Origin of the sequence: Microbacterium sp. JZ31 (genome assembly GCF_016805985.1) — a bacterium.
Classification (GTDB): Bacteria; Actinomycetota; Actinomycetes; order Actinomycetales; family Microbacteriaceae; genus Microbacterium.
Genome location: NZ_CP017661.1, coordinates 387,286 through 409,952, shown reverse-complemented (window position 1 = coordinate 409,952; position 22,667 = coordinate 387,286). Strand labels below are relative to the sequence as shown.

The window sequence follows — 22,667 nt, the reverse complement described above, 5'->3', positions numbered from 1 at the left end:
ACCGCGTCAGCCGCGGCGCGAGCAGCCGATCAGCGCAGCGACTCGCACGCGACGCCGTCGTTGTCCGCGTCCAGGCGGTGATAGTCGCCGTAGCCCGCGCGCATCGCGCGGTCGAACTCGCTCTGCGCCGCCGTCCAGCTCGAGAAGTCGCCGCAGTCGAGGTCGCCTCTCGGAGTCCACGCGGGCGTCGCGGGCCGCGGCGCCGCGGGACGCGGCACGGCCTTGCCCGCGCTCGTCTTCACGAGCGTGCTGTAGCCGGCCTTGGTCCCCGTGACCTTGACGGTGAGCGTCTTGCCCGCCGCCGAGGACGGGATCCGCAGGATGTGGCTGGTCGCGCCCCTGAGCGCCGCGCCGTTCGCGTACCACTGGTACTTCCGCGTGACGCCGGAGGACCACGTGCCCGGCACCGCGGTCACCTTCGAGCCGACCTTGACCGTGCCCGAGATGCGCGGCGTGGAGCCGGAGAGCGTGCCCGGCGCGACCTTGGCGGTGTCCCGCGAGGTCTTCGCCAGCGTCGCGTAGCCGCTCTTGCTGCCCGTCACCTTCACCGTCAGCACGCGGCCCTTCGCGCCGGCCGGGACCGTCAGGACGTGGCTCGTCGCGCCCTTGATCGCCACGCCGTTCGCGTACCACTGGTACTTACGGGTGACGCCGCTCGTCCACGAACCGGGCAGCGCCGAGATCCGCTGGCCCACCTTCGGCGTCGTGTCGCTGATCGTCGGCGTCGCCCCCGAGAGCGTTCCCGCCGCGATGCTCTTGCCTGCGGAGACCTTTGAGACCGCGGTGTAACCCGAGAGCGAGCCCGTGACCTTCACCGTCAGCGCGCGACCGGCGTAGCCGGCGGGGAGCGCGTACGAGGACTTCGTCGCGCCCTTGATCGCGGCGCCGTTGACGTACCACTGGTACGAGAACGTCGTGCCACGGGTCCAGGTGCCTGTGGCGGCCTTCACAGTGGATCCCACGCGCACGGAACCCGAGATCGCGGGGGTGGCTGCGACGAGCGTGCCTGCGGCGACGACGACATCGGTCGAGGTCACGGTCACCGGCTCCTCGCCGGCCGGCGCGCCCATGACGCGCACCGACAGCCTCCGGCCGAGGTCCGGCGCCACCACGGTGTACGTGTCGGACGTCGCACCCGGGATGACCGTGCCGTCGCGCAGCCACTGATAAGACAGGGCGGCGCCCTCGGCCCAGGCGCTCGCCTGGGCGGTCAGGGTGGAGCCGACCTTGGCCGCGCCGGAGACGACGACCTGCCCCGCGGTCGCCGGGATCTCTGCAGCAGGCAACGGGTCCGTCTGCTGTGCGACGGGGGAGGGTGCGCTCGGCGCGACCACGCCGAGCGGCGCGGCAGGCGACTCGGCGGCGTGGGCCATGGCCGGGGTGGCGCCGGCTCCCATGGCGATCAGCGCTGCGGCGCAGGCGAGGGCAAGCGGACGGAAGCCGATCTTCGTCGACATGGTGCTCCAAGGCTGAGAGGGTGCGCGAGCCGGGGGTCCCGTGCACGTCCGGGGATGTTCGTCATGCTGATCATGACGCATAACCGGATGGGGAGCACGTACGGAACGGTTCGGGCCAGCCGGATAATGGACAGGCGAGGGCAGCCTGCTCGACGGCCTATGCTGGCGCCATGACGTCTCAGGAGCCGGACACGACCCGCCCCGAGCCATCATCGGGCTCGTCGAAGCGCGCAGCACTCGTCTTCAACCCGATCAAGGTCGACGGTCCGACCCTCTGCGCGCTCGTCGAGCAGCACTCGTCGGAGGCCGGTTGGGCACCGCCGCTGCTGCTCGAGACCTCGGTGGAGGATCCGGGACAGGCGACGACGCGAGACGCGCTCGAAGAGGGCGTGGATGCGGTGCTCGTCGCCGGGGGCGACGGCACCGTGCGTGCCGTCTCGGAGGCGATGCGTGGATCCGGTGTTCCCCTCACGATCGTGCCCAGCGGCACGGGGAACCTGCTCGCCCGCAACCTGCGCCTTCCGCTCGACGGCCAGGAGCTGGCCGTCGCCGGCGCGTTCGAGGGCGACACGGTGGAGGTGGACATCTGCGTGGCGTCCCTCCGCCGCCCCGACGGCCACGTCGAGGAGCACGCGTTCGTCGTGATGGCCGGCATGGGACTCGACGCCGCGATGATCGCGAACACCAAGCCCGAGCTGAAGAAGTCGGTCGGCTGGGTGGCGTATGTCGACGGCGCGGCCCGCTCGCTGGCGAACGCCGAGCCGTTCCGCATCACGTACGAGGTCGTGAAGAACCCGATCCGCCGCGGTCAGACGCAGGCGATCCCCACATCGGCGCGCCTGCGCACCGCGAAGGTGCAGAGCATCCTGTTCGCCAACTGCGGCGAGCTGCCCGGGGGCATCTCGCTGATCCCCGACGGCTCCGTGCTGGACGGCGAGCTCGACGTCGCGATCATGCAGCCGTCGGGTCCGTTCGGCTGGCTCGGCGTGTGGCGCAAGGTGTGGTGGGACAACTCGGTGCTGCGCCGCACGCGCGCGGGTCGCGCGGTGCTGGAGCGCCGCGGCCGCGACGCGTCCGTGCGGTACCTGCGCGGCATCGCCGCCGAGGCGGCGACGCCCATGCCGCAGGAGGTGCAGCTCGACGGCGACGAGTTCGGCGAGGCCACGCGCATCTCGTGCCGCATCGAGAAGGGCAACCTGCTCGTGGGCGTTCCCAAGGGTCACGACGTGCGCGCCAAGCAGCCCAAGGCCGATGTCCAGGCGGCGACCGGCGAGGCTACTGCAAAGAGCTCGTGAGGCGAGCGAGGTTGTCGAGCACGGTCGAGCGCAGCGGCTGCTGAAGCCACTCCTCGAGCGTGAGCTCGCGGCTCAGGTCGCGGTACTCGGCCTCGACGTCGCGCATCTGCTGCACGAACTCCTCGCCGCGCACGAGCAGCGAGATCTCGAGGTTCAGACCGAACGAGCGCATGTCCATGTTGCTCGATCCGATCACCGCGACCTCGTCGTCGATCGTGAGGCCCTTGGTGTGCAGGATGAACGGCTTCGGATAGAGCCAGATCCGCACGCCGGCGCGCAGGAGCGCCTCGTAGTAGCTGCGCTGCGCGTGGTAGACGACGGCCTGATCGCCCTCCTCCGACACGAACAGCTCGACCTGCAGGCCGCGCTTGGTGGCCGCCGTGATGGCGAGCAGCAGCGCCTCGTCGGGGACGAAGTAGGGGCTGATCATGATGATCTTGCGCTGCGCGGCGTACAGCAGGCCGAGGAACAGGCGCAGGTTGTTCTCGACCTCGAAGCCCGGCCCCGAGGGCACGATCTGGCAGTCCAGGTCGCCGCTTCCCGCCGCCATCTGCTTGAGGTCGATGCCCTCCGGCAGTTCGGCGCCTTCGCTGAACCAGTCGGAGAGGAACACCGCGTTCACGCTCGACACGATCGGGCCGTCCAGCCGCACCATGAGGTCGACCCACCGCAGCCCGCGGCGGATGTTCGCCCGGAGGTTGTAGCTCGCATCCGTGACGTTCTGAGACCCGACGAAGGCCACGTCGCCGTCCACGACGAGGATCTTGCGGTGGTTGCGGAGGTCGGGGCGCTGCCACTTGCCGCGCAGTGGCTGCACCGGCAGCGCGAACCGCCATTCGGCACCCATCGCGTCGAGACGCTTGAGCGTGCGGCGGTGGTACGGCTTGGAGAGGTTCGCCCAGTGGTCGAGCAGCACGCGCACGGGGATGCCGCGTTCGCGGACTTCCTCGAGCGCGCGGAAGAACACGTCCGTCGTGCGGTCCGACTTGAAGATGTAGAACTCCACGTGCACGTACTCGCGCGCTCCGCGGATGGCCGCGGCCATCTCGGCGAGGCTCTCGTCGTAGTCGCGAATGAGGCGCGCGCCGTTGTCGCCCGTGAGCGGCATGGCGCCGAGCTCGCGGTTCATGCGCACGAGCGATGTGAACCACGCCGGCTCGTTGGGGCGCAGGCTCCCCCGCTCGAGATACTCGCGGGCCTCACGGATGTACTGGTTGATCTGCTCCTGGCTGCGGCGGCGGTGGCGTGGCAGGCGCGGGTTGCCGATCAGCAGGAACAGCAGCAGACCCGGGACGGGCAGGAAGAAGATCGCCAGGAGCCACGCCATGCCCGCTGTGGGACGCCGGTTGCGCGGCACGATGACGACGGCGAGCACGCGGATCGCCGTGTCGACGATCGTGACGACGATCAGGTACCACGACGGGTCCCGGAACACCTCCATCCGGCCCCCTCTCGCCCTGCACCAGCGTAGCGGTGCCCGGAGACACCGCTGCGACGGGGGTCAGTCGGCGGTGGTCTCGCGCGGCGGCAGACCGCGCTTGGCGCGCTCCTCGGCCTCGATGCGCGCGTAGGCGCGGCGCTCGGTGCGGTCGAACCGAAGGATGCTGCGCAGCACCCACCAGAAGATCACGCAGATCGCCACGGTCGGCAGGAGCGACCACACCACTGCCAGCCAGTACTCGTCCACACGTCAATGGTACGTCGCCGGGCTGTGAGGACGTCCGGCACGCTCGTCCACCGCCTCTTCTCGCCGCGAAGTCCTTCCACCCCCCTCCCGCGGGTCACGGGTCGGGGCCCAAGCTCGTGCGCATGACCGTCCCGACTCCCGCTTCCGAGCCCGCCGTCATCCGCGCCGGCGACAACGCCGAGTTCCTCTCCCTCGTCCCGCACCTCGTCGGCTGCCGGCCGCGCGACAGCGTGGTGATGATCCCGTTCGCCGACCGGCGCACGCTCGGCGGGATGCGCATCGACCTGCCGCCCGCGGACGCGGCCGACGTCGGAGCGCTCGCGGCCGGCTTCCTCGGCTCGTTCGCGCGCGTGCGTCACGCGAACCGGATCGCGGTCGTCGTCTACACCGACGACGCCTACCGCGACGAGCGCGGCCGGATCGCCCGGTCCGCGTTCGTGGACGCGCTGCTGGGATGCGCGCGGGCGAGCGACTACGCCGTCGTCGAGGCGCTGTGCGTCGCGTCGGACGGCTGGGGCTCCTATCTGGAGCCCGACGGCCCGTATGCGGGCAGCCCGCTCGATGAGATCCGCCCGGAGGACGTCGACCTCGGTGACGGGGCGCCGCTGGCCGATCAGGGTGCGGGTCTCGAGCTGCCCGCGACGGAGGACGACGAGCGCGAGGCGGTGGCGCGGGCGATCCGCGAGAGGGCGACGCTCCGGCTGTCGGATCCGACGCTGACCGCCGCATTCGAGGATGTGGTCGCGGTGCACGCCGAGCTCGCGGCGGACACCCTCGCACTCCTCGTGATGGCGCTCGATCGGCCGGCGATCCGCGACGTCGCCCTCAGCCAGTGGAGCGGCGATCTGGCGGAGGGGCGCGAGATCCAGCGCTTCAACATCGCGTGGGCCGCCGGCGAGGCGTGGGACTTCGACGGGCCGCTGCGGCTGGCGGGCGAGGGGGCACGCCCCGACGCCGCGCGCCTGCGCCGGGCGCTGGAGGTGGCGAGGAAGGTCGCCGCTGTCGCTCCGCGACGGCTCCGCACGGGCGCTCTGGCCTCGGCCGCCTGGCTTTCGTGGGCGCTCGGGTCGTCCACGCACGCCGCGCACTACGTCCGCCTCGCGCAGGAGATCAACCCGGCGCACGGTCTGGCCGACATCGTCGCGACGATGGTCCGCCACCAGCACCTGCCGGCGTGGGCCTACGAGCGACCGGTCCCCGGCCCTCCTCCCGCGAACCGCGCCGAGTGCCGCCGCCGGGCGCGGCGCGGGTGACGACGCGGCGCGGCGGTGACCTCGGATGAGGCGGGGCTGTGACCTACTTGACCAGCGGGAAGAGGATCGTCTCGCGGATGCCCAGACCCGTGATCGCCATCAGCAGGCGGTCGATGCCCATGCCCATGCCGCCCGTCGGGGGCATGCCGTGCTCGAGCGCGCGGAGGAACTCCTCGTCGATCCGCATCGCCTCGTCGTCGCCGCGCGCCGCGAGCTTCGCCTGCTCGACGAAGCGCTCGCGCTGGATGACGGGGTCGACGAGCTCGGAGTATCCCGTGGCGAGCTCGAAGCCGCGCACGTACAGGTCCCACTTCTCCACGACGCCCGGGATCGAGCGGTGCTCGCGCACGAGGGGGCTCGTGTCGACGGGGAAGTCCATCACGAAGGTCGGGCGCGTGAGGTGCTGCTTGACGAAGTGCTCCCACAGCTCCTCGACGAGCTTGCCGTGGGTCGCGTGCTTCGGCACCTCGACGCCGTTCTGCTCGGCGAGGGCCAGCAGCTCGTCCAGGCCCGTGTCGGGCGTGATCTCGACGCCCGCGGCCTCCGACAGCGACGGGTACATCGACACGCGATCCCACTCGCCGCCCAGGTCGAACTCGGTGCCGTCCGCCCATGTGACGGTCGTGGATCCGGCGACCGCGATCGCCGCGTTCTGGATCAGCTCCTGCGTGAGATCGGCGATGCCGTTGTAGTCGCTGTAGGCCTGGTAGGCCTCGAGCATCGCGAACTCGGGGCTGTGCGTCGAGTCGGCGCCCTCGTTGCGGAAGTTGCGGTTGATCTCGAACACGCGGTCGATGCCGCCCACGACGGCGCGCTTCAGGTACAGCTCGGGCGCGATGCGCAGGTACAGCTCGGTGTCGAACGCGTTGGAGTGCGTGGTGAAGGGGCGCGCGGTCGCGCCACCGGGCTGCACCTGCAGCATGGGCGTCTCGACCTCGACGAAGTCGTGGCCGGCGAATGTGGCGCGCAGGCTCGCGTTCACGGTCGCGCGGGCGCGCACGGTGGTGCGGGCCGTGTCGCGCACGATCAGGTCGAGGAAGCGGCTGCGGACGCGGCTCTCCTCGCTCAGCTCGCTGTACATGTTGGGCAGCGGCAGGACGGCCTTGGCCGCGATCTCCCATGCCGACACCATGATCGACAGCTCGCCGCGGCGGCTGGAGATGATCTCGCCCGTCACCGCGACGTGGTCGCCGAGGTCGACGAGCTCCTTCCAGCGCTGGAGCGACTCGTCACCCACGTTCGCGAGCGACACCATGGCCTGGATGCGCGATCCGTCCCCGGCCTGCAGGGTCGCGAAGCAGAGCTTGCCCGTGTTGCGGCTGAAGACGATCCGGCCCGCCACCGCGGCAGTCTCACCGGTCTCGGCGCCGGCCTCGAGCTCACCGTACTGCGCGCGCAGCGCCGGGATCGTGTGCGTCACGGGGACGGTCACGGGGTACGCCCCGCCCGCCGCGCTCTCGCGCTCGGCGATCAGCCGCTCGCGCTTCGCCAGACGCACGGCCTTCTGCTCGAAGATGTCCTCTTCGGTCAGTTCGGGCGCGTTCTCGGCAGGCGTTTCAGGCATGGTCTCAAGTCTATGGGGGCCTGCCCGAGAGCCCGGTCCGGGCCCCGGCTCACTCCTCCGGGGGCAGGATCACCGTGGGAGACGCCTCCGCGAGCGCGTGATCCACGGTCGAGCGCACGAGCGCCGACAGGTACCCGCCGGGGTTCTCCACGCCGATGCCGCGCAGGATGCCGGTGGCCTGGTGCACGATCTGCCGCGAGAACTCGGACGCCGTCGCGATCGCCTCCGCATAGGCGGCGCGATCCTGCTCGGCGACGACGATCGGCTCGCACCCCAGCTCGACCGCCAGGGCCTGCGCGATCGGCAGGACGGCGGCCGGCGCGGTCACGGCCGCGTACGACGCGGCGAGCTGCCGCAGGTCGATGCTCGTCCCGGTGAAGGCGATCGCCGGGTGCACGGCGAGCGGGATCGCGCCGCGCTCGGCCGCCGGCTGCAGCACGTCGATGCCGTACGCCGCGTCTGTGTGCAGCACGAGCTGGCCCACCTGCCATGCGCCCAGCTCGGCGAGGCCCGCCACGAGCCCCGGCAGCTCGGCGTGCGGCACCGCGATCACGACGAGCTCGCTGCGCCGCACCACCTCGAGCGCGTCGAGCACGGGCACGCCGGGCAGGATCGCCTCGACGCGCTCGTCGTCCGATCCGCTCGTGATGCCCGTCAGCGCGTGGCCTGCTCCGGCGAGCGCCGCCCCGACCACGGGACCGACGCGACCGGCGCCGATGATGCCGACACCCAGCCGGCCGTCGCGCCTCATGCCACGGGCCCCGGTTCGGCCGCGGTCGGGGTGGCGGGAACGGCGGACGGAACGGGCAGATGCTGCAGCCAGCGGTGCGACTGGTCGGCCGCCGCCGCCGCGACCGCGCCGCGGCTGGTGTCCTCGAGCAGGCCGATCACGGCGTCGCGCTCGAGCCCGACGACATGCCCGGACACCGGGCCCAGCACGGTGTGCACCTGCGCGCTCGCCACGCGCTGCCACCGGTCGATCGGGCCCTGCTGGATCGAGACGCCCTGCAGTCGCGCTAGCGGGAACAGCGCGAGCTTGCGCCACACGACACCGCGACGCAGCACGAGCGCGTACGTCGTCAGCGCGAAGCCGTGCCGCTTCCACGACACCGGCCGGCGCCACCAGGCGCGCCGCGGGATCGTCCGGTACGGATCGGCCTGCTCCGCGACCGGTCCCAGCAGACCGTGGTCCCACAGCAGCGGCGCGTCGGCGTCCGGCACGACCGGCAGGATGAGCGACAGCACGCGCTCGACGTCGGCGCGCGTGCCGACGGGCAGCACGGTGTTGAACTGCTGCCCGCTTCCCGACTGCTGCTCGACGGCGCTCTTGCCGCTCATCCGGTTGATCTTGACCGTCCACCAGCCGAACGGGCGCCACAGCAGCGACTGCGAGACCTCGACCGCGAAGATCCGGCCGGGCGGCAGCGTCTCGGTCACCGTCGTGAACAGGCCGAACGTCACGCGCACGCCGTCCGGCGTGGGCGCGATGGCGTAGCGCAGCGACTTCGAGATCTGCGACCACGTGATCGCCACGGCGGCGAACGCCATCGGGATGCCCGTGCCGAGGCCGACGCCCAGCGAGATCACGACGCGCTCGGATCCGGTGTCGGCGATCAGCAGCGGCACGAGCACGCTCGTCAGCCAGATCGCGGCGAACAGCAGGATCCACAGCGCACCGTTCAGCAGCTGCGCCGCGACGAGCCGGCCCGCCGGGATCTTCACGACGCTTTCGGGCGCGACGTCGGCGTTGTCGACGCCCTCGATCATCCCGGTGACGCCGTTGTTCAGAGCGTCGACCAGTCGTCCGCGCACGCCGGTCTGCACGCCCGAGGCGGCATCGCGCGCCGCCTGGCGGGCGGCGCGGGCGCCGGAGGCGAGTCGCAGGATGTCGGCGCGCACCTGCTCGGCGCGGTCTGTCGACAGGTACTCCAGCGGCACGTTCGCGTCGGTGCCCGCACCCACCACCTCGAGCTTCGCCATGCCGATGAGTCGCGCAGGGAACGGCCGCGTCAGATTGACGCTCTGCACGCGGTCGAGCGGCGCGCGGCGGTGCGAGCGGAACACCATGCCCTTGCGCACCTCGACGTCGACGCCGGTGATGCGGAACTGGTGGAAGCGCCACACGACCCAGAAGACGCCGATCAGCACCAGGATCGCCGCGAGCAGGACGCCCAGCCCGAGCAGGATCAGGTTGTTCTCGAACAGGAAGCCGAGGAACTCGCCCTCGCCGCCGTCGAGCTCGTCGGCCTCGTGCGGAGCGAAGATCGACACGACCCAGAACACGGCGTGATCGCGGAAGTTCGACAGCACGATGCCGGCGATCACGATCAGCACGAGTCCGCCCTGGAACAGCGGCGTGAGCGGGTGCAGGCGGTGCCAGTCGCCGTCCGCGAGGGACGACGAGCCGCCGTCCGCGAGCGCCGGCGCGGCGGCCTGAGGCACCTGGGGCTCTGTCACAGCCCTGTCCGCCGCGTCTCGGCGACCTCGATCAGCGTGTCGCGCAGCGCCTCGGACGCGTCGCGGCCGAGACCCGGGATCTCGACACCGGTCGTCGCGGCCGCGGTCACCATCTTGAGCTTGGCGATCCCGAAGGCGCGGTCCATGGGGCCGTGCGTGATGTCGATCAGCTGCATGCGCCCGTACGGCACGGCGATCATCCGCTGCCACAGGATGCCCTTGCGGAACACGAGGTCGTCCGCGCGCAGCATGTAGCCGAGCGCGCGCGCCTGGCGTGGCAGCACGAGCTGCGTGATCAGCGTGACGAGGATCAGCACCCCCGCAGGGATCCACGGCCACCAGTGACGGGACATCGAACCCGCCACGCCCGCGACCACGACGACCAGCGCGACGAAGATCGCGTTCTGCACGGTCTGCGACACGACGTACTTGGGGGAGATCTGGTGCCACGCGCCGTCGAGCGCGAGGCGTCCGGACGCGCGCGGCTCGCGGATCGCGGTGTACGTGCCCCGATCCAGGACCGGATCCGTCGCGACCGGCTCCTGCGCGACCGGCTGCTGCGCGACCGGGTCCTGGGCGCCCGGCTCCTGCGCGACCGGCTCCGGCGCGCCCGCTGCGGGATCAGTGCGCGGGTGCTCCGGGTTCGGCGTCGTCTGGTTCTCGCTCATCTGGGTCCTTCGGGAGGCTGCAGAAATGCTCCGCGACCAGGGCCGCCACCACGAGCGCGGCACCCGCCGCGATGGTCGCGATGGTCGTCGCCATCGAGCCTAGCGCCGGGCTCACGGGCCGTGTCGTGACGTACAGCAGCAGGCCGACGGCGGCCCCGCCGAACACCGCGCCGACGAGGCTGGACGCCTTCGCGAGGATCGCGATCCGCACCGCGCGGAAGGGGTCGACCCGCGGCGCCCCCGGCGTGCGCACCGAGCGCCGCACGGGCCACGCGAGCGCGAGCGCCAGGGCTCCCAGCAGCGCGAGCAGGATGGGCAGCCCCCAGGCGGGGCTGAAGGTCGGCCGTCCCGACAGTGTGAGCACGTGGTCCACGAGGAAGCCGACCCCGCCGCCCAGGACCGCGGCGACCAGCAGCCCCAGGGGCGACGTGCGCCTCATCGCCCGCCTCCGCGCAGCGCGGTCAGCAGGTCGGCGACCCGCCCGCGTCCCGGCAGGACGGCGTCCGGGTCGATCTCGAGCCAGGGCACGAGCACGAAGTCGCGCTCGTGCGCGCGCGGATGCGGCACGAGGAGCCGCTCGTCCTCCGAGACGACGTCCCCGTACGCGATCAAATCGAGATCCAGCGTGCGGGCGCCCCAGCGCTCGCGCCGCTCGCGGCCGTGCCGGGCCTCGATCGCGTGCAGCATGCCGAGCAGCACCGACGGTGCGAGCCGCGTGCGCACGAGCGCGACCGCGTTCAGGTAGGCCGGTTCGGTGTCATCCGGTCCGTCGAGCGTCACGGCGACCGACTCGATCGGCGTCGACGCCGCGACCTCGTCCACGAGCGGCAGGCGCCGCAGCTCGGCGAGCGCCGCCTCGAGCGTCGCGGCGCGGTCGCCCAGATTCGCGCCGAGAGCCACGACGGCGGTCACCGCCTCGCGGGGGTGCCGGCGGGGGCATCCCCGAGCGGGCGACGCAGGTCGCGGCTCATCGCGCGTGCTTCCCGTTCTCGTCGCGCGTCGCGTGCACCGTCACCGCGACGTCCTGGAACTGCGCCGGGATCGGCGCGTGCGGCTTGTGCACCGTGACCGCGAGGAAGTGCACGCGATCGTCCTGCATCACGGCGTCCGCGATCCGATGCGCGAGCGTCTCGATGAGGTTCACCGGCTCGCCGCCGACGATCGCGACCACCTTCTCGGCCAGCTCGCCGTAGTGCACGGTGTCGGCGACGTCGTCCGTCCTCGCCGCCCGCTTGGTCGACACCCCGAGTGCGAGGTCGATCACGAACTCCTGACCGTTCTCGCGCTCGAAGTCGAACACCCCGTGGCGTCCGAACGCGCGCAGCCCCGTGAGCGTGATCGTATCCAGCGAACTCAATCCCAGCCCTCCCATGCCTCCATGACGGCGATCGCGTCGCGCGTCGATGCGACGTCGTGCACGCGCACGGCGTGCAGCCCGTGCCGCGCGGCGAACGCGCTCGTCACCGCCGTCGCGAGGTCCTTGCGCGCCTCCGACGCGTCCTCGCCGAGCGCGGTGCTCAGGAACCGCTTGCGCGACGTCCCGATCAGCACGGGGAATCCGAGCCGCCGCACCTCGTCCAGCTGTCGCAGCAGCGTCCAGTTCTGCTCGCCCGCCTTGGCGAAGCCGATGCCGGGATCGAGGATGATGCGCTCCCGCAGCACGCCGGCCTCCAGGGCCGCGTCGGCGCGATCGCGCAGCTCGGCGGCGACCTCCGCGCCGATCCGGTCGTACGACGCGTTGGCGTACATGTCGGCCGACGGCCCCCGCCAGTGCCCGAGCGCGACGAACGCGTGCGCCCCCGCGGCGACGTTCAGGATCTCCGGCTCGGCGAGACCGCCCGAGACGTCGTTCACGATCCGGGCGCCCGCCGCGAGCGCCACGCGAGCGGTCTCGGCACGGTAGGTGTCCACGCTCACCGTGGCGCCGTCGGCCGCGAGCGCCTCGATCACCGGAAGGACGCGCCGGATCTCCTCCTCGGCGCCGACCGGCTCGGATCCGGGGCGGGTCGACTCTCCCCCGACGTCCAGGACGTCGGCGCCCTGCGCGCGCAGCAGGCGGCCGTGCGCGATCGCCTTCTCGGCCTCGAGGTAGCGCCCGCCGTCGCTGAACGAGTCGGGCGTGACGTTGACGATGCCCCAGATCTGCGTCATGCGCGCCCCAGGAGCGCGATGATGTCGGCACGGGCCGCCGGCTCCGCGAGCACGCCGCGCGCCGCGATCGTCACGGTCGCGCTGTCGCTCTGACGCGACGCGCGCATCGTGACGCACTGGTGCGCCGCGTCGAGCACGACGAGCACGCCCCGCGCGTCCAGCGAGGAGGCGATCGTATCGGCGATCTGTTCGCCGAGGCGCTCCTGCACCTGCGGCCGGGCCGCGAGGATCTCCACGACCTTCGGCAGCGCGCCGAGCCCCACGACCTGCTCGCCCGGGAGGTACGCGATGTGGGCGTGCCCCGCGAACGGCAGCAGGTGGTGCTCGCACGTCGACCGGAACCGGATGTCGCGCAGCAGCACCGCGCCCGAGGGCAGCGTGTCGGGAGCGGGGCCCTGCGTGACGCTGATCGTGTGCGACAGCGGCTCGGCCGGGTCCTCGCCCACGCCCGCGAAGAACTCCGCATAGGCGTCTGCGACCCGCTGGGGCGTCTGACGCAGCCCCGGACGATCCGGATCCTCGCCGATCGCGACCAGCAGCTCGCGCGTCAGCGCGGCGACGCGCTCCCTGTCGACGGACATCCGCTCATCCTAGGGCGGAATCAGGCGGTCGCCGGGCGCGCCTGCCCCGTCGCGGGACGCTTCGCGGTCGACGTCACCGTCTGCTCGGCCGCGGCCGACGCGGCGACGCCGGCCGGCTGCGTGCGACGCGGGATCTGCACGGGCGGCAGCTGCGAGACGGGACGCTCCTCGCTCGAGAGCCACTGCGGACGCGGCGGCAGCTTCTTGACGTCCTTGAAGATGTCCTCGAGCTGCACGTGGTCGAGCGTCTCGTGCTCGAGCAGCGCCAGCGCGAGCCGGTCGAGCACCTCGCGGTTGGAGTTGAGGACCTCGTACGCCTCGTTGTGCGCCTGCTCGATCAGACCGCGCACCTGCTGGTCGATGCGCTCGGCGATCCGCTCGGAGTACTCGCGGCCGTGTCCCATGTCGCGGCCCATGAACACCTCGCCGCTGGAGGAGGCGAGCTTCACGGGGCCGACGTCGGTCGTCATGCCGTACTCGGTGACCATCTTGCGGGCGATGCCCGTGGCCTTCTCGATGTCGTTCGACGCGCCCGTCGTCGGGTCGTGGAAGACGATCTCCTCGGCGACGCGGCCGCCCATCGCGTACGCGAGCTGGTCCTGCAGCTCGTTGCGCGTGACCGAGTACTTGTCCTCGAGCGGCAGCACCATCGTGTAGCCGAGCGCCTTGCCGCGCGGCAGGATCGTGATCTTCGTGACCGGGTCGGTGTGGTTCATCGCCGCCGCCGCGAGCGCGTGACCGCCCTCGTGGTACGCCGTGATGAGCTTCTCCTTGTCGTTCATCACGCGCGTGCGGCGCTGCGGGCCCGCGATCACGCGGTCGATCGCCTCGTCGAGCGCGCGGTTGTCGATCAGCTGCGCGTTCGAGCGCGCCGTCAGCAGCGCGGCCTCGTTCAGCACGTTCGCGAGGTCTGCGCCCGTGAAGCCCGGCGTCTTGCGGGCGACGACGTCGAGGTCGACGCTGTCGGCGAGCGGCTTGCCGCGACCGTGCACCTCGAGGATGCGGCGGCGTCCCGCGAGATCCGGCGCGTCCACGCCGATCTGACGGTCGAAGCGGCCGGGGCGCAGCAGGGCGGGATCCAGGATGTCCGGACGGTTCGTGGCCGCGATCACGATCACGTTGGCCTTGGGGTCGAAGCCGTCCATCTCGACGAGCATCTGGTTCAGCGTCTGCTCGCGCTCGTCGTGGCCGCCGCCCATGCCGGCGCCGCGGTGGCGGCCGACGGCGTCGATCTCGTCGATGAAGATGATCGCGGGGGCGTTCTCCTTCGCCTGCGTGAACAGGTCGCGCACGCGGCTCGCGCCGACGCCGACGAACATCTCGACGAAGTCGGAGCCGGAGATCGAGTAGAACGGCACGCCCGCCTCGCCCGCGACGGCGCGCGCGAGCAGGGTCTTACCCGTGCCGGGAGGGCCGTACAGCAGCACGCCCTTCGGGATGCGGGCGCCGAGCGCCTGGTACTTCGCGGGGTCCTTCAGGAAGTCCTTGATCTCCTGCAGCTCCTCGAGCGCCTCGTCCGCGCCGGCGACATCCGCGAACGTGACGTCCGGGTGCTCCTTGTTCGCGAGCTTGGCGCGCGACTTGCCGAACTGCATGACCTTGCCGCCGCCGCCCTGGGCGCTGGAGAGCAGGAACCAGAAGAGCACACCGAGCAGCAGCATCGGCAGCAGCAGCGACAGGAGGCTGTCGAACCAGGTCGCGCGCGGCACGGCGTCGTTGAAGCCCTCGGCCGGCTCGGCGCGCTCGACCGCCGTGACGACCTCGTCGGCGCGTGCGCTCACGTAGTAGAACTGCACGGCGGTCGCGTCCTCGAACGGCTCGGTGAGCTGGAGGTCGACGCGCTGGTCGCCGTCGGTGATCAGCACCTTCTCGACCGTGTCGCCCCCGAGCAGCTCGAGACCCTGCTGCGTCGTGATCTGCTTCGTGCCGGTCAGGCTCGAGATCAGCGAGAACCCCACGACGAGCAGCACGCCGATCAGCAGGACGTAGATCAGCGGATTGCGGGTCAGCTTCTTGAAGTCCATGGTCCGGGGTCTCCCCCTGCCCCTCCTGTGATGCGCGTCGCGCACTGCGGCGACGTGGCCTTCACGTTACTCCGCGGCGCCTATGCGCCGACTGGTATTCGCCCAGGGCGTACCTGCGAGCGGCGGGCCGCCTACGCGTACACGTGGGGCGCGAGCACGGCGACGTCGCGCAGGTTGCGATAGCGCTCGGCGTAGTCCAGTCCGTAGCCGACGACGAACTCGTTCGGGATGTCGAAGCCGAGGTACTTGCAGTCGATCTCGACCTTGGCGGCCTCGGGCTTGCGCAGCAGCGCGAGCACCTCGATCGACTCCGCCCCGCGCGAGGCGAAGTTGTCCAGCAGCCAGCTCAGCGTCAGACCCGAGTCGATGATGTCCTCGACGATCAGCACGTCCCATCCGCCGAGGTCGGTGTCGAGGTCCTTGCGGATCTGCACGACGCCGCTGGACTTGGTGGAGTTGCCGTAGCTGGACACCGCCATCCAGTCCATCGCGATGTCGCGCTTCAGGTGCCTCGCGAAGTCGGCCATGACCATGACCGCGCCCTTCAGCACGCCGACGAGCAGCAGCTTGCGGCCCGCGTAGTCCTCCTCGACCCGGCGCGCGAGCTCCGCGAGCTTCTCGTCGATCTGCTCCTCGGTGACGAGGACGGAGCTGAGGTCGTTCGGGATGTCCGCCGCGCGCATGCGTCGAGTCTACGTGGGCCGGTCGGCACCCCTCGCGGTGAAGTGGATCAGCCCGCCGCGCCGGGCCGCGATGCACGAGGGCAGGTCGATCGGCCCCTGACCCGCCCACTCGGTCGCGAGCCGCGCGACCTCGAGCGTCTGCACGCGCGTGAGCGCGATGCCGAACTCGCTCTGCACGACGTGCCGGATGATCCGGTTCCGCAGGGCCGGCGGATTCGCGGCGAGCGCGGCGGCCGACACCGCGATGCCCGCCTCGGAATGCTCGACGATGTCCTCGATTGTCTCGTCGATCATGTCGGCGAACGCCGCCGAGTCCTCGCGCAGCTGCTCGGCCGTGCGCGCGAGCGCCTCGGCGATGCCGGGGCCGAGCTCCGTCTCGAGGACGGGCAGGACGCGCTCGCGCACCCGCACGCGCGAGAAGCGCTCGTCGGCGTTGTGCGGGTCGTCCCACGCCTCGAGGCCCAGCGCCGTGCACGCGGCGCGCGTGACCGGGCGGCGCAGCCCGAGGAAGGGGCGCAGCCAGCGCAACCCGCGGTCGTCCGTGCGCGACGGCGCCATGCCGGCGAGGCTCGTGGCGCCCGCACCGCGCGCGAGCCCCAGCAGCACGGTCTCGGCCTGGTCGTCGAGCGTGTGCCCGAGCAGCACGGCCGCGGCATCCGCGTCCGCTGCGGCATCCCGCAGCGCACCGTACCGCGCCTCGCGCGCGGCGGCCTCCAGGCCGCCCGCGCCGTCGACCTCCACGCGCACGACGAGCGGATCGATCCCGAGATCCGCCGCCTTGCCTGCCGCGGCGCGCGAGATCTCGTCCGATCCGTCCTGCAGTCCGTGATCGACCGTCACGGCGCCGACGCGGATGCCGCGGGCCCGCGCCTCGTGCGCGGTCGCGGCGGCGAGGGCGAGCGAGTCGGCGCCGCCCGACAGCGCGACGAGGACGACGGATCCGTCCGCGACGTCGGACAGCGCGGTGCGGACGGCGAGCCGGGTGGCGGCGACGGCGGGATCGAGCACGCCTCAACGCTATGTCAGTCGGCAACTAGGCTTGTCGCGGCAGATCCCCTGAATTTCAAGGAGCAACCGGCATGGGCGCCTACGACGCAGTCATCGAGATCCCGCGCGGCAGCCGCGTGAAGTACGAGGTCGACCACGGCACGGGCCGCGTCTTCCTCGACCGCGTGCTGTACACGACGTTCGGCTACCCGACCGACTACGGGTTCTTCGAGAACACGCTCGGCGAGGACGGCGACCCGCTGGACGTGCTGGTGGTCATGGACCACCCTGTGTACCCGGGCGTGGGCGTCAAGGTGCGCCCCGTCGCCGTGCTGAAGATGAAGGACGAGGCCGGCGGCGACGACAAGGTCATCGCCGTGCTGGCGAAGGACCCGCGCTGGGACCACATCCAGGACATCGGCGACCTCGCCGAGTACACGAAGAAGGAGATCGAGCACTTCTTCGAGCACTACAAGGACCTCGAGCCCAACAAGTGGGTCAAGGTCGACCAGTGGGGCGACGCCGCCGAGGCCGAGCGCCTGGTGAGCGAGGCCTACGAGCGCTTCGACGAGCACGAGGCGCAGACGCGCACGCAGGGTGCCGGCGAGGCGCCCAACACGCGCGACTGATCACGCTCGACGCGAGACAGGGGGCTCATCCTTCCGGATGGGCCCCTTCTGCGTGCCGGATCGCCTCGGCCCCTTAGGCACCGCCGCGCGTCAGTACGTGAGGGCGCTGCGGGCGGGGTCGCGCACGTCGATCAGTACGTGTTGACGCCGCGCGCGGACATCCACGGACCCGGGTCGGTCGTGCCGCCGCCGACGTAGACCTCGAAGTGGAGGTGGCAGCCGAACGAGTTGCCCGTGTTGCCCTCGTACGCGATCACCTGTCCGGCGCGCACCTGCTGGCCGTAGCCGACGATGATGCCGCCGTTGACGATGTGCCCGTAACCCGTGCCGACGCCGTTGCCGTGGTCGAGGCGGATGTAGTTGCCGAAGCCGCCGAGCTGACCGGCGTAGACGACGCGTCCGTTCGCGGCGGCGTAGATCGGCGCGCCGCAGCCCGCGGCGAGGTCGATGCCGGCGTGGATCTTGGATCCGCAGTAGCTCGGGCCGCACATCTGGGGGCGCGGGCCGTACCCCGAGGTGCGCCAGCCGTCGCTGGGCCGTGCCCAGCCGCTGCCGACCGCGTGGCCCCCGGTCGTGGTGCCACCGCCGCCGCCGCCTCCGCCGCCGCCTCCGCCGCCACCGCCACCCTTGTTCGCTGCGGCGGCCGCTGCGGCGGCCTCGCGGGCCTTGCGGGCGGCCTCCTCGGCCGCCTTCTTCCGACGCTCCGCGGCGAGGCGGCGCTGCTCGGCCTCGTAGGCCTTCTTGGCCTTGACGCCCTCCTCGAAGTCCGCGACGGTCTTCTTGGTGTTGTCCCGGAGAGCGGCGAGCTGGCCCTCGAGCGTGACCATGTGCTCCTGCTGATCGGCGAGCGCCTGCTCGGCAGCGATCTGCGCGTTCTGCGCGGCGACCATCTTCTCTTCGGCGATCTTCTGCAGACGGTCACGCTCGTCGCGCGCGACCTTCGCCTGATCCGACAGGTTCTGGGCCGAGTCGCGGGCCGCGACGGCCTCGGCGTAGATCGTCTCGCTGCCGCCGATGAGCTTGTCCATCTGGCCGAGCTTGGTGAGCAGCTCGTCGGCGCTCGCGGCGGATCCCGCGAACAGGACCTCGAGCGACGTGCTGTCGCCGCCCGCGCGGGAGAGCTGGGATGCGACGCGCGCCGCGTTCGTGGCGGCCGTCTCGGCGAGCGCCGCCTGCTCGTCGGCCTGCTTCTGCAGCTCGTCGGCGCGGTAGGCCTGCTCGTAGAAGGCCTGCTGCGCCTCGTAGTACTCATCGGCCGCCTGCTGCGCGGCCGCGCGGGTCTCCTCCACGCGCTGCGTGAGCTGCGCGATCATGTCCTCGAGCCGCCGGATCTCGGCTTCCTTGTCGCCCTGGTTCTTCTTGGCGCGCTCGACGTCATCCCACGAGGGGTAGTCGTCGGGGTTGTACGTGACCGCGAAGGCGCTCGTGCCGTGCGACAGGCCGACTCCCAGCGCGACCGCGCCCACGCCGACCCCCGCGAGCGTCAGGGCGCTGCGGCGCGAGATCGGGGTCCACAGTCGACGCCGCTCCGCCTCGGTGGGTGCGCAGTCGCACGGCTCGGCCGAGGCTTCGGGGGCGTCCATCGGGAAGTGGCTCGCCTGCTTCACACCAGTCACATTAACAACATCCGTCGCAGGAACAACACGGGTCACCATCTCGGGACGTGCGCAGACGCCATCCGGGGGCCTCCTCATCTTGCGCGGCGAAACGCCCGGGATCCGGGAGGACGCGCCCCGAATTGGAAAATCCGAATCCATCCCCTTATGCTGGATCGTCGGCACGTGAGCCCCGAGGTTCACCCCGGCCCCATCGTTTAGCGGCCTAGGACGCCGCCCTTTCACGGCGGTAGCACGGGTTCGAATCCCGTTGGGGTCACACGAGCTGATACAATTTCATAGTTTGGCCCTGTAGCGCAGTTGGTTAGCGTGCCGCCCTGTCACGGCGGAGGTCGCGGGTTCAAGTCCCGTCAGGGTCGCTCCGAGCGACGGGCCTTCTTTCGAGAGGGCCTTTCGTCTAGGAAGCGGCAAGCAGTGCAGCCGCTCGGCTCTGTAGCTCAGTTGGTAGAGCGCACGACTGAAAATCGTGAGGTCACGGGATCGACGCCCGTCGGAGCCACCACGAAGCCCCGGATCTCCACTGAGATCCGGGGCTTTTCCGTGTCTCGCAATCACTGCCGCGAGAACTCCGTCCCGCTCAGCAGCCGGCGGGACGGGCATCGACCGCCGCCTAGACGAGGACGAGTCGCCTCTCGCGCGGAGCGTCGTCGTCTCGCTCATCCAGCTCGTCTCGCTCGTCCAGCTCGTCTCGCTCGTCCAGCTCGTCTCGCTCGTCCAGCTCGTCTCGCTCGTCCAGCTCGTCTCGCTCGTCCAACTCGTCTCGCTCGTCCAGCTCGATGATCTCGGAGGAGAAGATCACGCGGACGGCACTCGAGACCAGCACGCTGACGGCGCGGCCTCCGACGACGATGAAGTCGACGAACCCGCCGCCGGCAGCGGCGGCCGCCGCCATCCGCTGCTTCAGGTCCTCGGGGTCCTGCCCCTGGGCGAGAAGATAGCGGCTGCCGTTCACATCGATCTCGGTCCGGACCATCGTCAGCACTTCGCTCATTCGGCGACTGTAACTTCGCCGTCGCCCGCCGGACAGGGCCTTTCGTCCCGCCGACCGGTGTGCTGATCCGGTCGACGGCGGTTGGGTCTCGCGAAGCCCCGGCGAGCCTCAGTGGTGCGGCGGATGGCGACGCTCGAGGGCCGCGCCCTCCACATCGACGTTCGGGATGATCCGGTCGAGCCAGCGCGGCAGCCACCACGCGGATCGGCCGATCAGATGCATCACGGCCGGCATGAGCAGCATGCGGACGACGAAGGCGTCGAACAGCACGCCCACGGCGAGGCCCAGCCCCATCGACTTGATGATGACCGACTCGCTCGTGATGAAGCCGCCGAAGACCGCGACCATGATGAGCGCAGCCGCGGTCACGACCGTGCGCCCTGCGCGGAAGCCCTGCGCGACCGCCAGCCGCGCCGGCGCCCCGTGGACGAAGGCCTCGCGCATGCCGGTCGCGAGGAACAGCTGATAGTCCATTGCGAGGCCGAACAGGATGCCCACGAGGATCACGGGCAGGAAGCTCAGGATCGGACCGGGCTGATGCACCCCGAACAGCTCCCCCAGCCATCCCCACTGGAAGACCGCGGTCACGGCGCCGTACGTCGCGAACAGCGACAGCACGAAGCCCGCGGTCGCGATCACCGGGACGAGGATCGAGCGGAACACCATCACCATGATCAGGAAGGACAGCCCCACGACGACCGCGAGGTAGACGGGCAGCACGCTTGCGAGCCCCTCGGAGATGTCGATGTTGATCGCCGCCTGGCCCGCGACACCCAGTTCGATCTCGCCGTCGATCGGAGGCAGTGTGCGCAGGTCGCGCACGAGCTGCTCGGTCGAGACGCTGTTCGGCCCCTCTCCCGGGATCACCTGGAAGGCGGCGAGGCGCGAATCGTCGGAGACGGCGACCGGCGCGACGGCGACGACGTCCTCCTGGTCGGCGAGCGTGCGCGCGACCTCCAGCTGGGCATCGAGCACGCCGTCGTCGTCGAGCCCCTCGGGCAGCGACGCCGTGACGAGCAGCGGCCCGTTGACGCCCTCTCCGAACGTCTCCTCCGTGACCGTGTAGGCGAGGTAGGCCGTGGAGTCCTCCGCCTCCGAGCCACCGTCGGGCAGACCGAGCCGCATCGACAGTGACGGGATCGCCACCACGAGCAGGGCGGCCACCGTCACGACCATCGTGACCGCCGCGCGGAGGGTCGACATCGGTCGCACCGTCGAACGCGGCGCGGTACCGGCCTCAGAGGCCTTCGCGGCCCGGGTCCGCGCCCGCTTGCTCAGCACGCGGGTCCCGGCGAGGCCGAGCAGTGCGGGGATGAGCGAGACCGCGATCAGGACCGCGATCGCGACGCTGACCGCACCGGCCGTGCCCATCAGGCCGAGGAAGGGGATGCCGGTGATGTTCAGCGCGAGCAGCGCGACGATCACGGTCGTCCCCGCGAAGACGACGGCGTTGCCCGCGGTCCCGTTCGCCAGGCCGATCGACTCCAGGACGTCGGCGCCCCGCAGCAGCTGACGACGGTGACGGTAGAGGATGAAGAGCGCGTAGTCGATGCCGACGGCGAGGCCCAGCATCACGCCCAGGATCGGCGTGACCGACGCCATCTGGACGACGCCCGAGAACGCGAGGGTCGTCATCGCGCCGATCGCGACGCCCACGAGGGCTGTCACGATCGGGAACGCCGCGGCGAGCAGCGAGCCCAGCACGACGATCAGGACGATCGCTGCCACGGCGACGCCGATCGCCTCGCCGACGCCGAGGATCTCGGGCACGCCCTGCGAGATGTCGGTCGACAGTCCGACCTCCACCCCGTCGATCGGCTGGCCCGCGAAGTGCTCGATGACGGCGTCCTTCGACTCCTGCGAGAGCTCCAGACGCGGCTCGGTGAACGAGACGTTCACGATCGCGGTGGCCTGGTCCTCCGAGACGACCCGGATCTCGTCCGCGTACGACAGCAGCTCCGCCCCGCGCTCGAGCTCGGCCTCGCCCTCCTCGAGCTCGGCGAGCCCGTCCGCGAGCTCCTGCTCGGACGCGTCGAGCTCCGCCCTGCCCGCGTCGAGCTGGGCCTGCTGCTCCTCGAGCGCCGCGAGCCCCGCGCTGCGCTGCGGCTCGGGAACGCTCTCGAGCTGCGCACGCGCCGCGTCGAGCTGCGCCTGCCCGGCCTCGAGCTCCTGGCGCGCGGCGTCGAGCTGCGCCTGTCCGTCTTCCGCCTGCACGCGCGCCGCGGCGATCTCGTCACGGCCTTCGACGACCTGCTGACGCTGATCGGCGAGATCCTGCGTGGTGACGAAGGGGTCGACGACATCCGCGACGTCGGGGAGGTCTCGACCCGACTCGACGAGCGCGGAGATCTCGCTGCGCTGCTCCTCGGTGAGCGCCGTGCCGTCCTCGGTCGTGAACACCACCGTGCCGCTGGCGCCGCTGAAGTCGGGGAGCTTCTCCTCCAGCTCCGCGATCACCTCGCCCGAGGCGGTGCCGGGGATGTCGAAGCTCGATGACAGGCCCTTGAACCCCGCGAGGAAGCCGCCGACGGCGACTCCGAGGATCACCAGCCAGGCGATGATGACGACCCACGCGCGTCGCGCGGAGAAGGTGCCCAGGCGATGAAGCAGCTCAGCCATTGTCT

At 71.3% G+C, this 22,667-nt stretch carries 21 protein-coding genes and 3 tRNA genes; 6 read left to right on the top strand and 18 right to left on the bottom strand.

The annotated features are described in order from the left end of the window. Positions 1-29: 29 nt before the first annotated feature. The gene (locus BJP60_RS01945) at positions 30-1,457 is read right to left on the bottom strand and encodes an excalibur calcium-binding domain-containing protein (RefSeq protein WP_203137202.1); all 1,428 of its coding nucleotides are present in this window, start codon (positions 1,455-1,457) and stop codon (positions 30-32) included. 170 nt (positions 1,458-1,627) lie between these two features. On the opposite strand from BJP60_RS01945, the gene BJP60_RS01940 reads away from it, so the two are divergent. Further along, positions 1,628-2,752 (top strand): diacylglycerol/lipid kinase family protein, encoded by a 1,125-nt coding sequence (locus BJP60_RS01940; protein ID WP_203137200.1) that lies wholly within the window; start codon positions 1,628-1,630, stop codon positions 2,750-2,752. On the opposite strand, the gene cls is transcribed toward BJP60_RS01940, so the two are convergent. Continuing rightward, positions 2,733-4,193, bottom strand: coding sequence for a cardiolipin synthase (gene cls, locus BJP60_RS01935; RefSeq protein ID WP_203137198.1), 1,461 nt, complete (start codon positions 4,191-4,193; stop codon positions 2,733-2,735). The two genes, BJP60_RS01940 and cls, sit on opposite strands and share 20 nt — an antisense overlap. A 60-nt stretch (positions 4,194-4,253) precedes the next feature. Further along, a complete protein-coding gene (locus tag BJP60_RS01930; protein WP_203137196.1) occupies positions 4,254-4,439 on the bottom strand; it encodes a hypothetical protein in 186 nt (61 codons plus the stop codon). A gap of 122 nt (positions 4,440-4,561) precedes the next feature. Between BJP60_RS01930 and BJP60_RS01925 the strand changes: the two genes are divergently transcribed. Further along, positions 4,562-5,692 (top strand): DUF4192 family protein, encoded by a 1,131-nt coding sequence (locus BJP60_RS01925; RefSeq protein WP_203137195.1) that lies wholly within the window; start codon positions 4,562-4,564, stop codon positions 5,690-5,692. Between the two features lie 43 nt (positions 5,693-5,735). Here BJP60_RS01925 and lysS read toward each other — a convergent pair whose 3' ends face one another. From lysS to tilS, 12 genes are all read right to left on the bottom strand, one after another. Further along, the gene (lysS, locus tag BJP60_RS01920; RefSeq protein WP_203137194.1) at positions 5,736-7,256 is read right to left on the bottom strand and encodes a lysine--tRNA ligase; all 1,521 of its coding nucleotides are present in this window, start codon (positions 7,254-7,256) and stop codon (positions 5,736-5,738) included. Positions 7,257-7,305: 49 nt separating this feature from the next. Then, a complete protein-coding gene (locus BJP60_RS01915; RefSeq protein WP_203137193.1) occupies positions 7,306-8,007 on the bottom strand; it encodes a DUF2520 domain-containing protein in 702 nt (233 codons plus the stop codon). After that, on the bottom strand, positions 8,004-9,713 hold the full coding sequence (locus tag BJP60_RS01910) for a PH domain-containing protein (RefSeq protein WP_203137192.1): 1,710 nt from the start codon (positions 9,711-9,713) through the stop codon (positions 8,004-8,006). The genes BJP60_RS01915 and BJP60_RS01910 overlap by 4 nt, the downstream gene beginning before the upstream one ends. Continuing rightward, positions 9,710-10,381, bottom strand: coding sequence for a PH domain-containing protein (locus tag BJP60_RS01905; protein WP_203137191.1), 672 nt, complete (start codon positions 10,379-10,381; stop codon positions 9,710-9,712). The genes BJP60_RS01910 and BJP60_RS01905 overlap by 4 nt, the downstream gene beginning before the upstream one ends. Beyond that, positions 10,335-10,820 (bottom strand): DUF3180 domain-containing protein, encoded by a 486-nt coding sequence (locus tag BJP60_RS01900; protein WP_203137190.1) that lies wholly within the window; start codon positions 10,818-10,820, stop codon positions 10,335-10,337. The genes BJP60_RS01905 and BJP60_RS01900 overlap by 47 nt, the downstream gene beginning before the upstream one ends. Then, complete coding sequence (folK, locus tag BJP60_RS01895; protein ID WP_203137189.1) at positions 10,817-11,293, bottom strand: 2-amino-4-hydroxy-6-hydroxymethyldihydropteridine diphosphokinase; 477 nt, start codon at positions 11,291-11,293, stop codon at positions 10,817-10,819. The genes BJP60_RS01900 and folK overlap by 4 nt, the downstream gene beginning before the upstream one ends. Positions 11,294-11,348: 55 nt before the next feature. Beyond that, complete coding sequence (gene folB, locus BJP60_RS01890) at positions 11,349-11,738, bottom strand: dihydroneopterin aldolase (RefSeq protein ID WP_203137187.1); 390 nt, start codon at positions 11,736-11,738, stop codon at positions 11,349-11,351. Continuing rightward, entirely contained in the window at positions 11,735-12,532 is a 798-nt protein-coding gene (gene folP, locus BJP60_RS01885; protein WP_203137185.1) for a dihydropteroate synthase, read from the bottom strand. The genes folB and folP overlap by 4 nt, the downstream gene beginning before the upstream one ends. Further along, positions 12,529-13,113, bottom strand: a complete 585-nt coding sequence (gene folE, locus BJP60_RS01880; RefSeq protein ID WP_203137182.1) for a GTP cyclohydrolase I — start codon at positions 13,111-13,113, stop codon at positions 12,529-12,531. The genes folP and folE overlap by 4 nt, the downstream gene beginning before the upstream one ends. 20 nt (positions 13,114-13,133) lie before the next feature. Further along, positions 13,134-15,137, bottom strand: a complete 2,004-nt coding sequence (gene ftsH / locus BJP60_RS01875) for an ATP-dependent zinc metalloprotease FtsH (RefSeq protein ID WP_203137180.1) — start codon at positions 15,135-15,137, stop codon at positions 13,134-13,136. Positions 15,138-15,268: 131 nt separating this feature from the next. Then, positions 15,269-15,820, bottom strand: a complete 552-nt coding sequence (gene hpt / locus BJP60_RS01870; protein ID WP_203137178.1) for a hypoxanthine phosphoribosyltransferase — start codon at positions 15,818-15,820, stop codon at positions 15,269-15,271. Between the two features lie 9 nt (positions 15,821-15,829). Next, positions 15,830-16,828 (bottom strand): tRNA lysidine(34) synthetase TilS, encoded by a 999-nt coding sequence (gene tilS / locus BJP60_RS01865; protein WP_203137176.1) that lies wholly within the window; start codon positions 16,826-16,828, stop codon positions 15,830-15,832. A 71-nt stretch (positions 16,829-16,899) separates the two neighbouring features. Here tilS and BJP60_RS01860 point away from each other — a divergent pair, with 71 nt between their 5' ends. Then, positions 16,900-17,436, top strand: coding sequence for an inorganic diphosphatase (locus BJP60_RS01860; RefSeq protein WP_203137174.1), 537 nt, complete (start codon positions 16,900-16,902; stop codon positions 17,434-17,436). Positions 17,437-17,567: 131 nt separating this feature from the next. Here the strand turns inward: BJP60_RS01860 and BJP60_RS01855 are convergent, their stop codons facing one another. Beyond that, positions 17,568-19,052, bottom strand: coding sequence for a M23 family metallopeptidase (locus BJP60_RS01855; protein ID WP_238439509.1), 1,485 nt, complete (start codon positions 19,050-19,052; stop codon positions 17,568-17,570). A 186-nt stretch (positions 19,053-19,238) separates the two neighbouring features. On the opposite strand from BJP60_RS01855, the gene BJP60_RS01850 reads away from it, so the two are divergent. The 3 genes from BJP60_RS01850 (at position 19,239) to BJP60_RS01840 (ending at position 19,554) form a co-directional block, all read left to right on the top strand. Beyond that, positions 19,239-19,311, top strand: a tRNA-Glu gene (locus BJP60_RS01850). 26 nt (positions 19,312-19,337) lie between these two features. Further along, positions 19,338-19,411 (top strand) — tRNA-Asp (locus BJP60_RS01845). Between the two features lie 67 nt (positions 19,412-19,478). Then, positions 19,479-19,554 (top strand) — tRNA-Phe (locus BJP60_RS01840). Positions 19,555-19,662: 108 nt separating this feature from the next. On the opposite strand, the gene BJP60_RS01835 is transcribed toward BJP60_RS01840, so the two are convergent. Both BJP60_RS01835 and BJP60_RS01830 read right to left on the bottom strand, forming a co-directional pair. Further along, entirely contained in the window at positions 19,663-20,043 is a 381-nt protein-coding gene (locus BJP60_RS01835) for a hypothetical protein (RefSeq protein ID WP_203137172.1), read from the bottom strand. A 108-nt stretch (positions 20,044-20,151) separates the two neighbouring features. Next, positions 20,152-22,662: an MMPL family transporter gene (locus BJP60_RS01830; protein ID WP_203137171.1), complete on the bottom strand. Its 2,511-nt coding sequence runs from the start codon at positions 22,660-22,662 to the stop codon at positions 20,152-20,154. Positions 22,663-22,667: the final 5 nt, after the last annotated feature.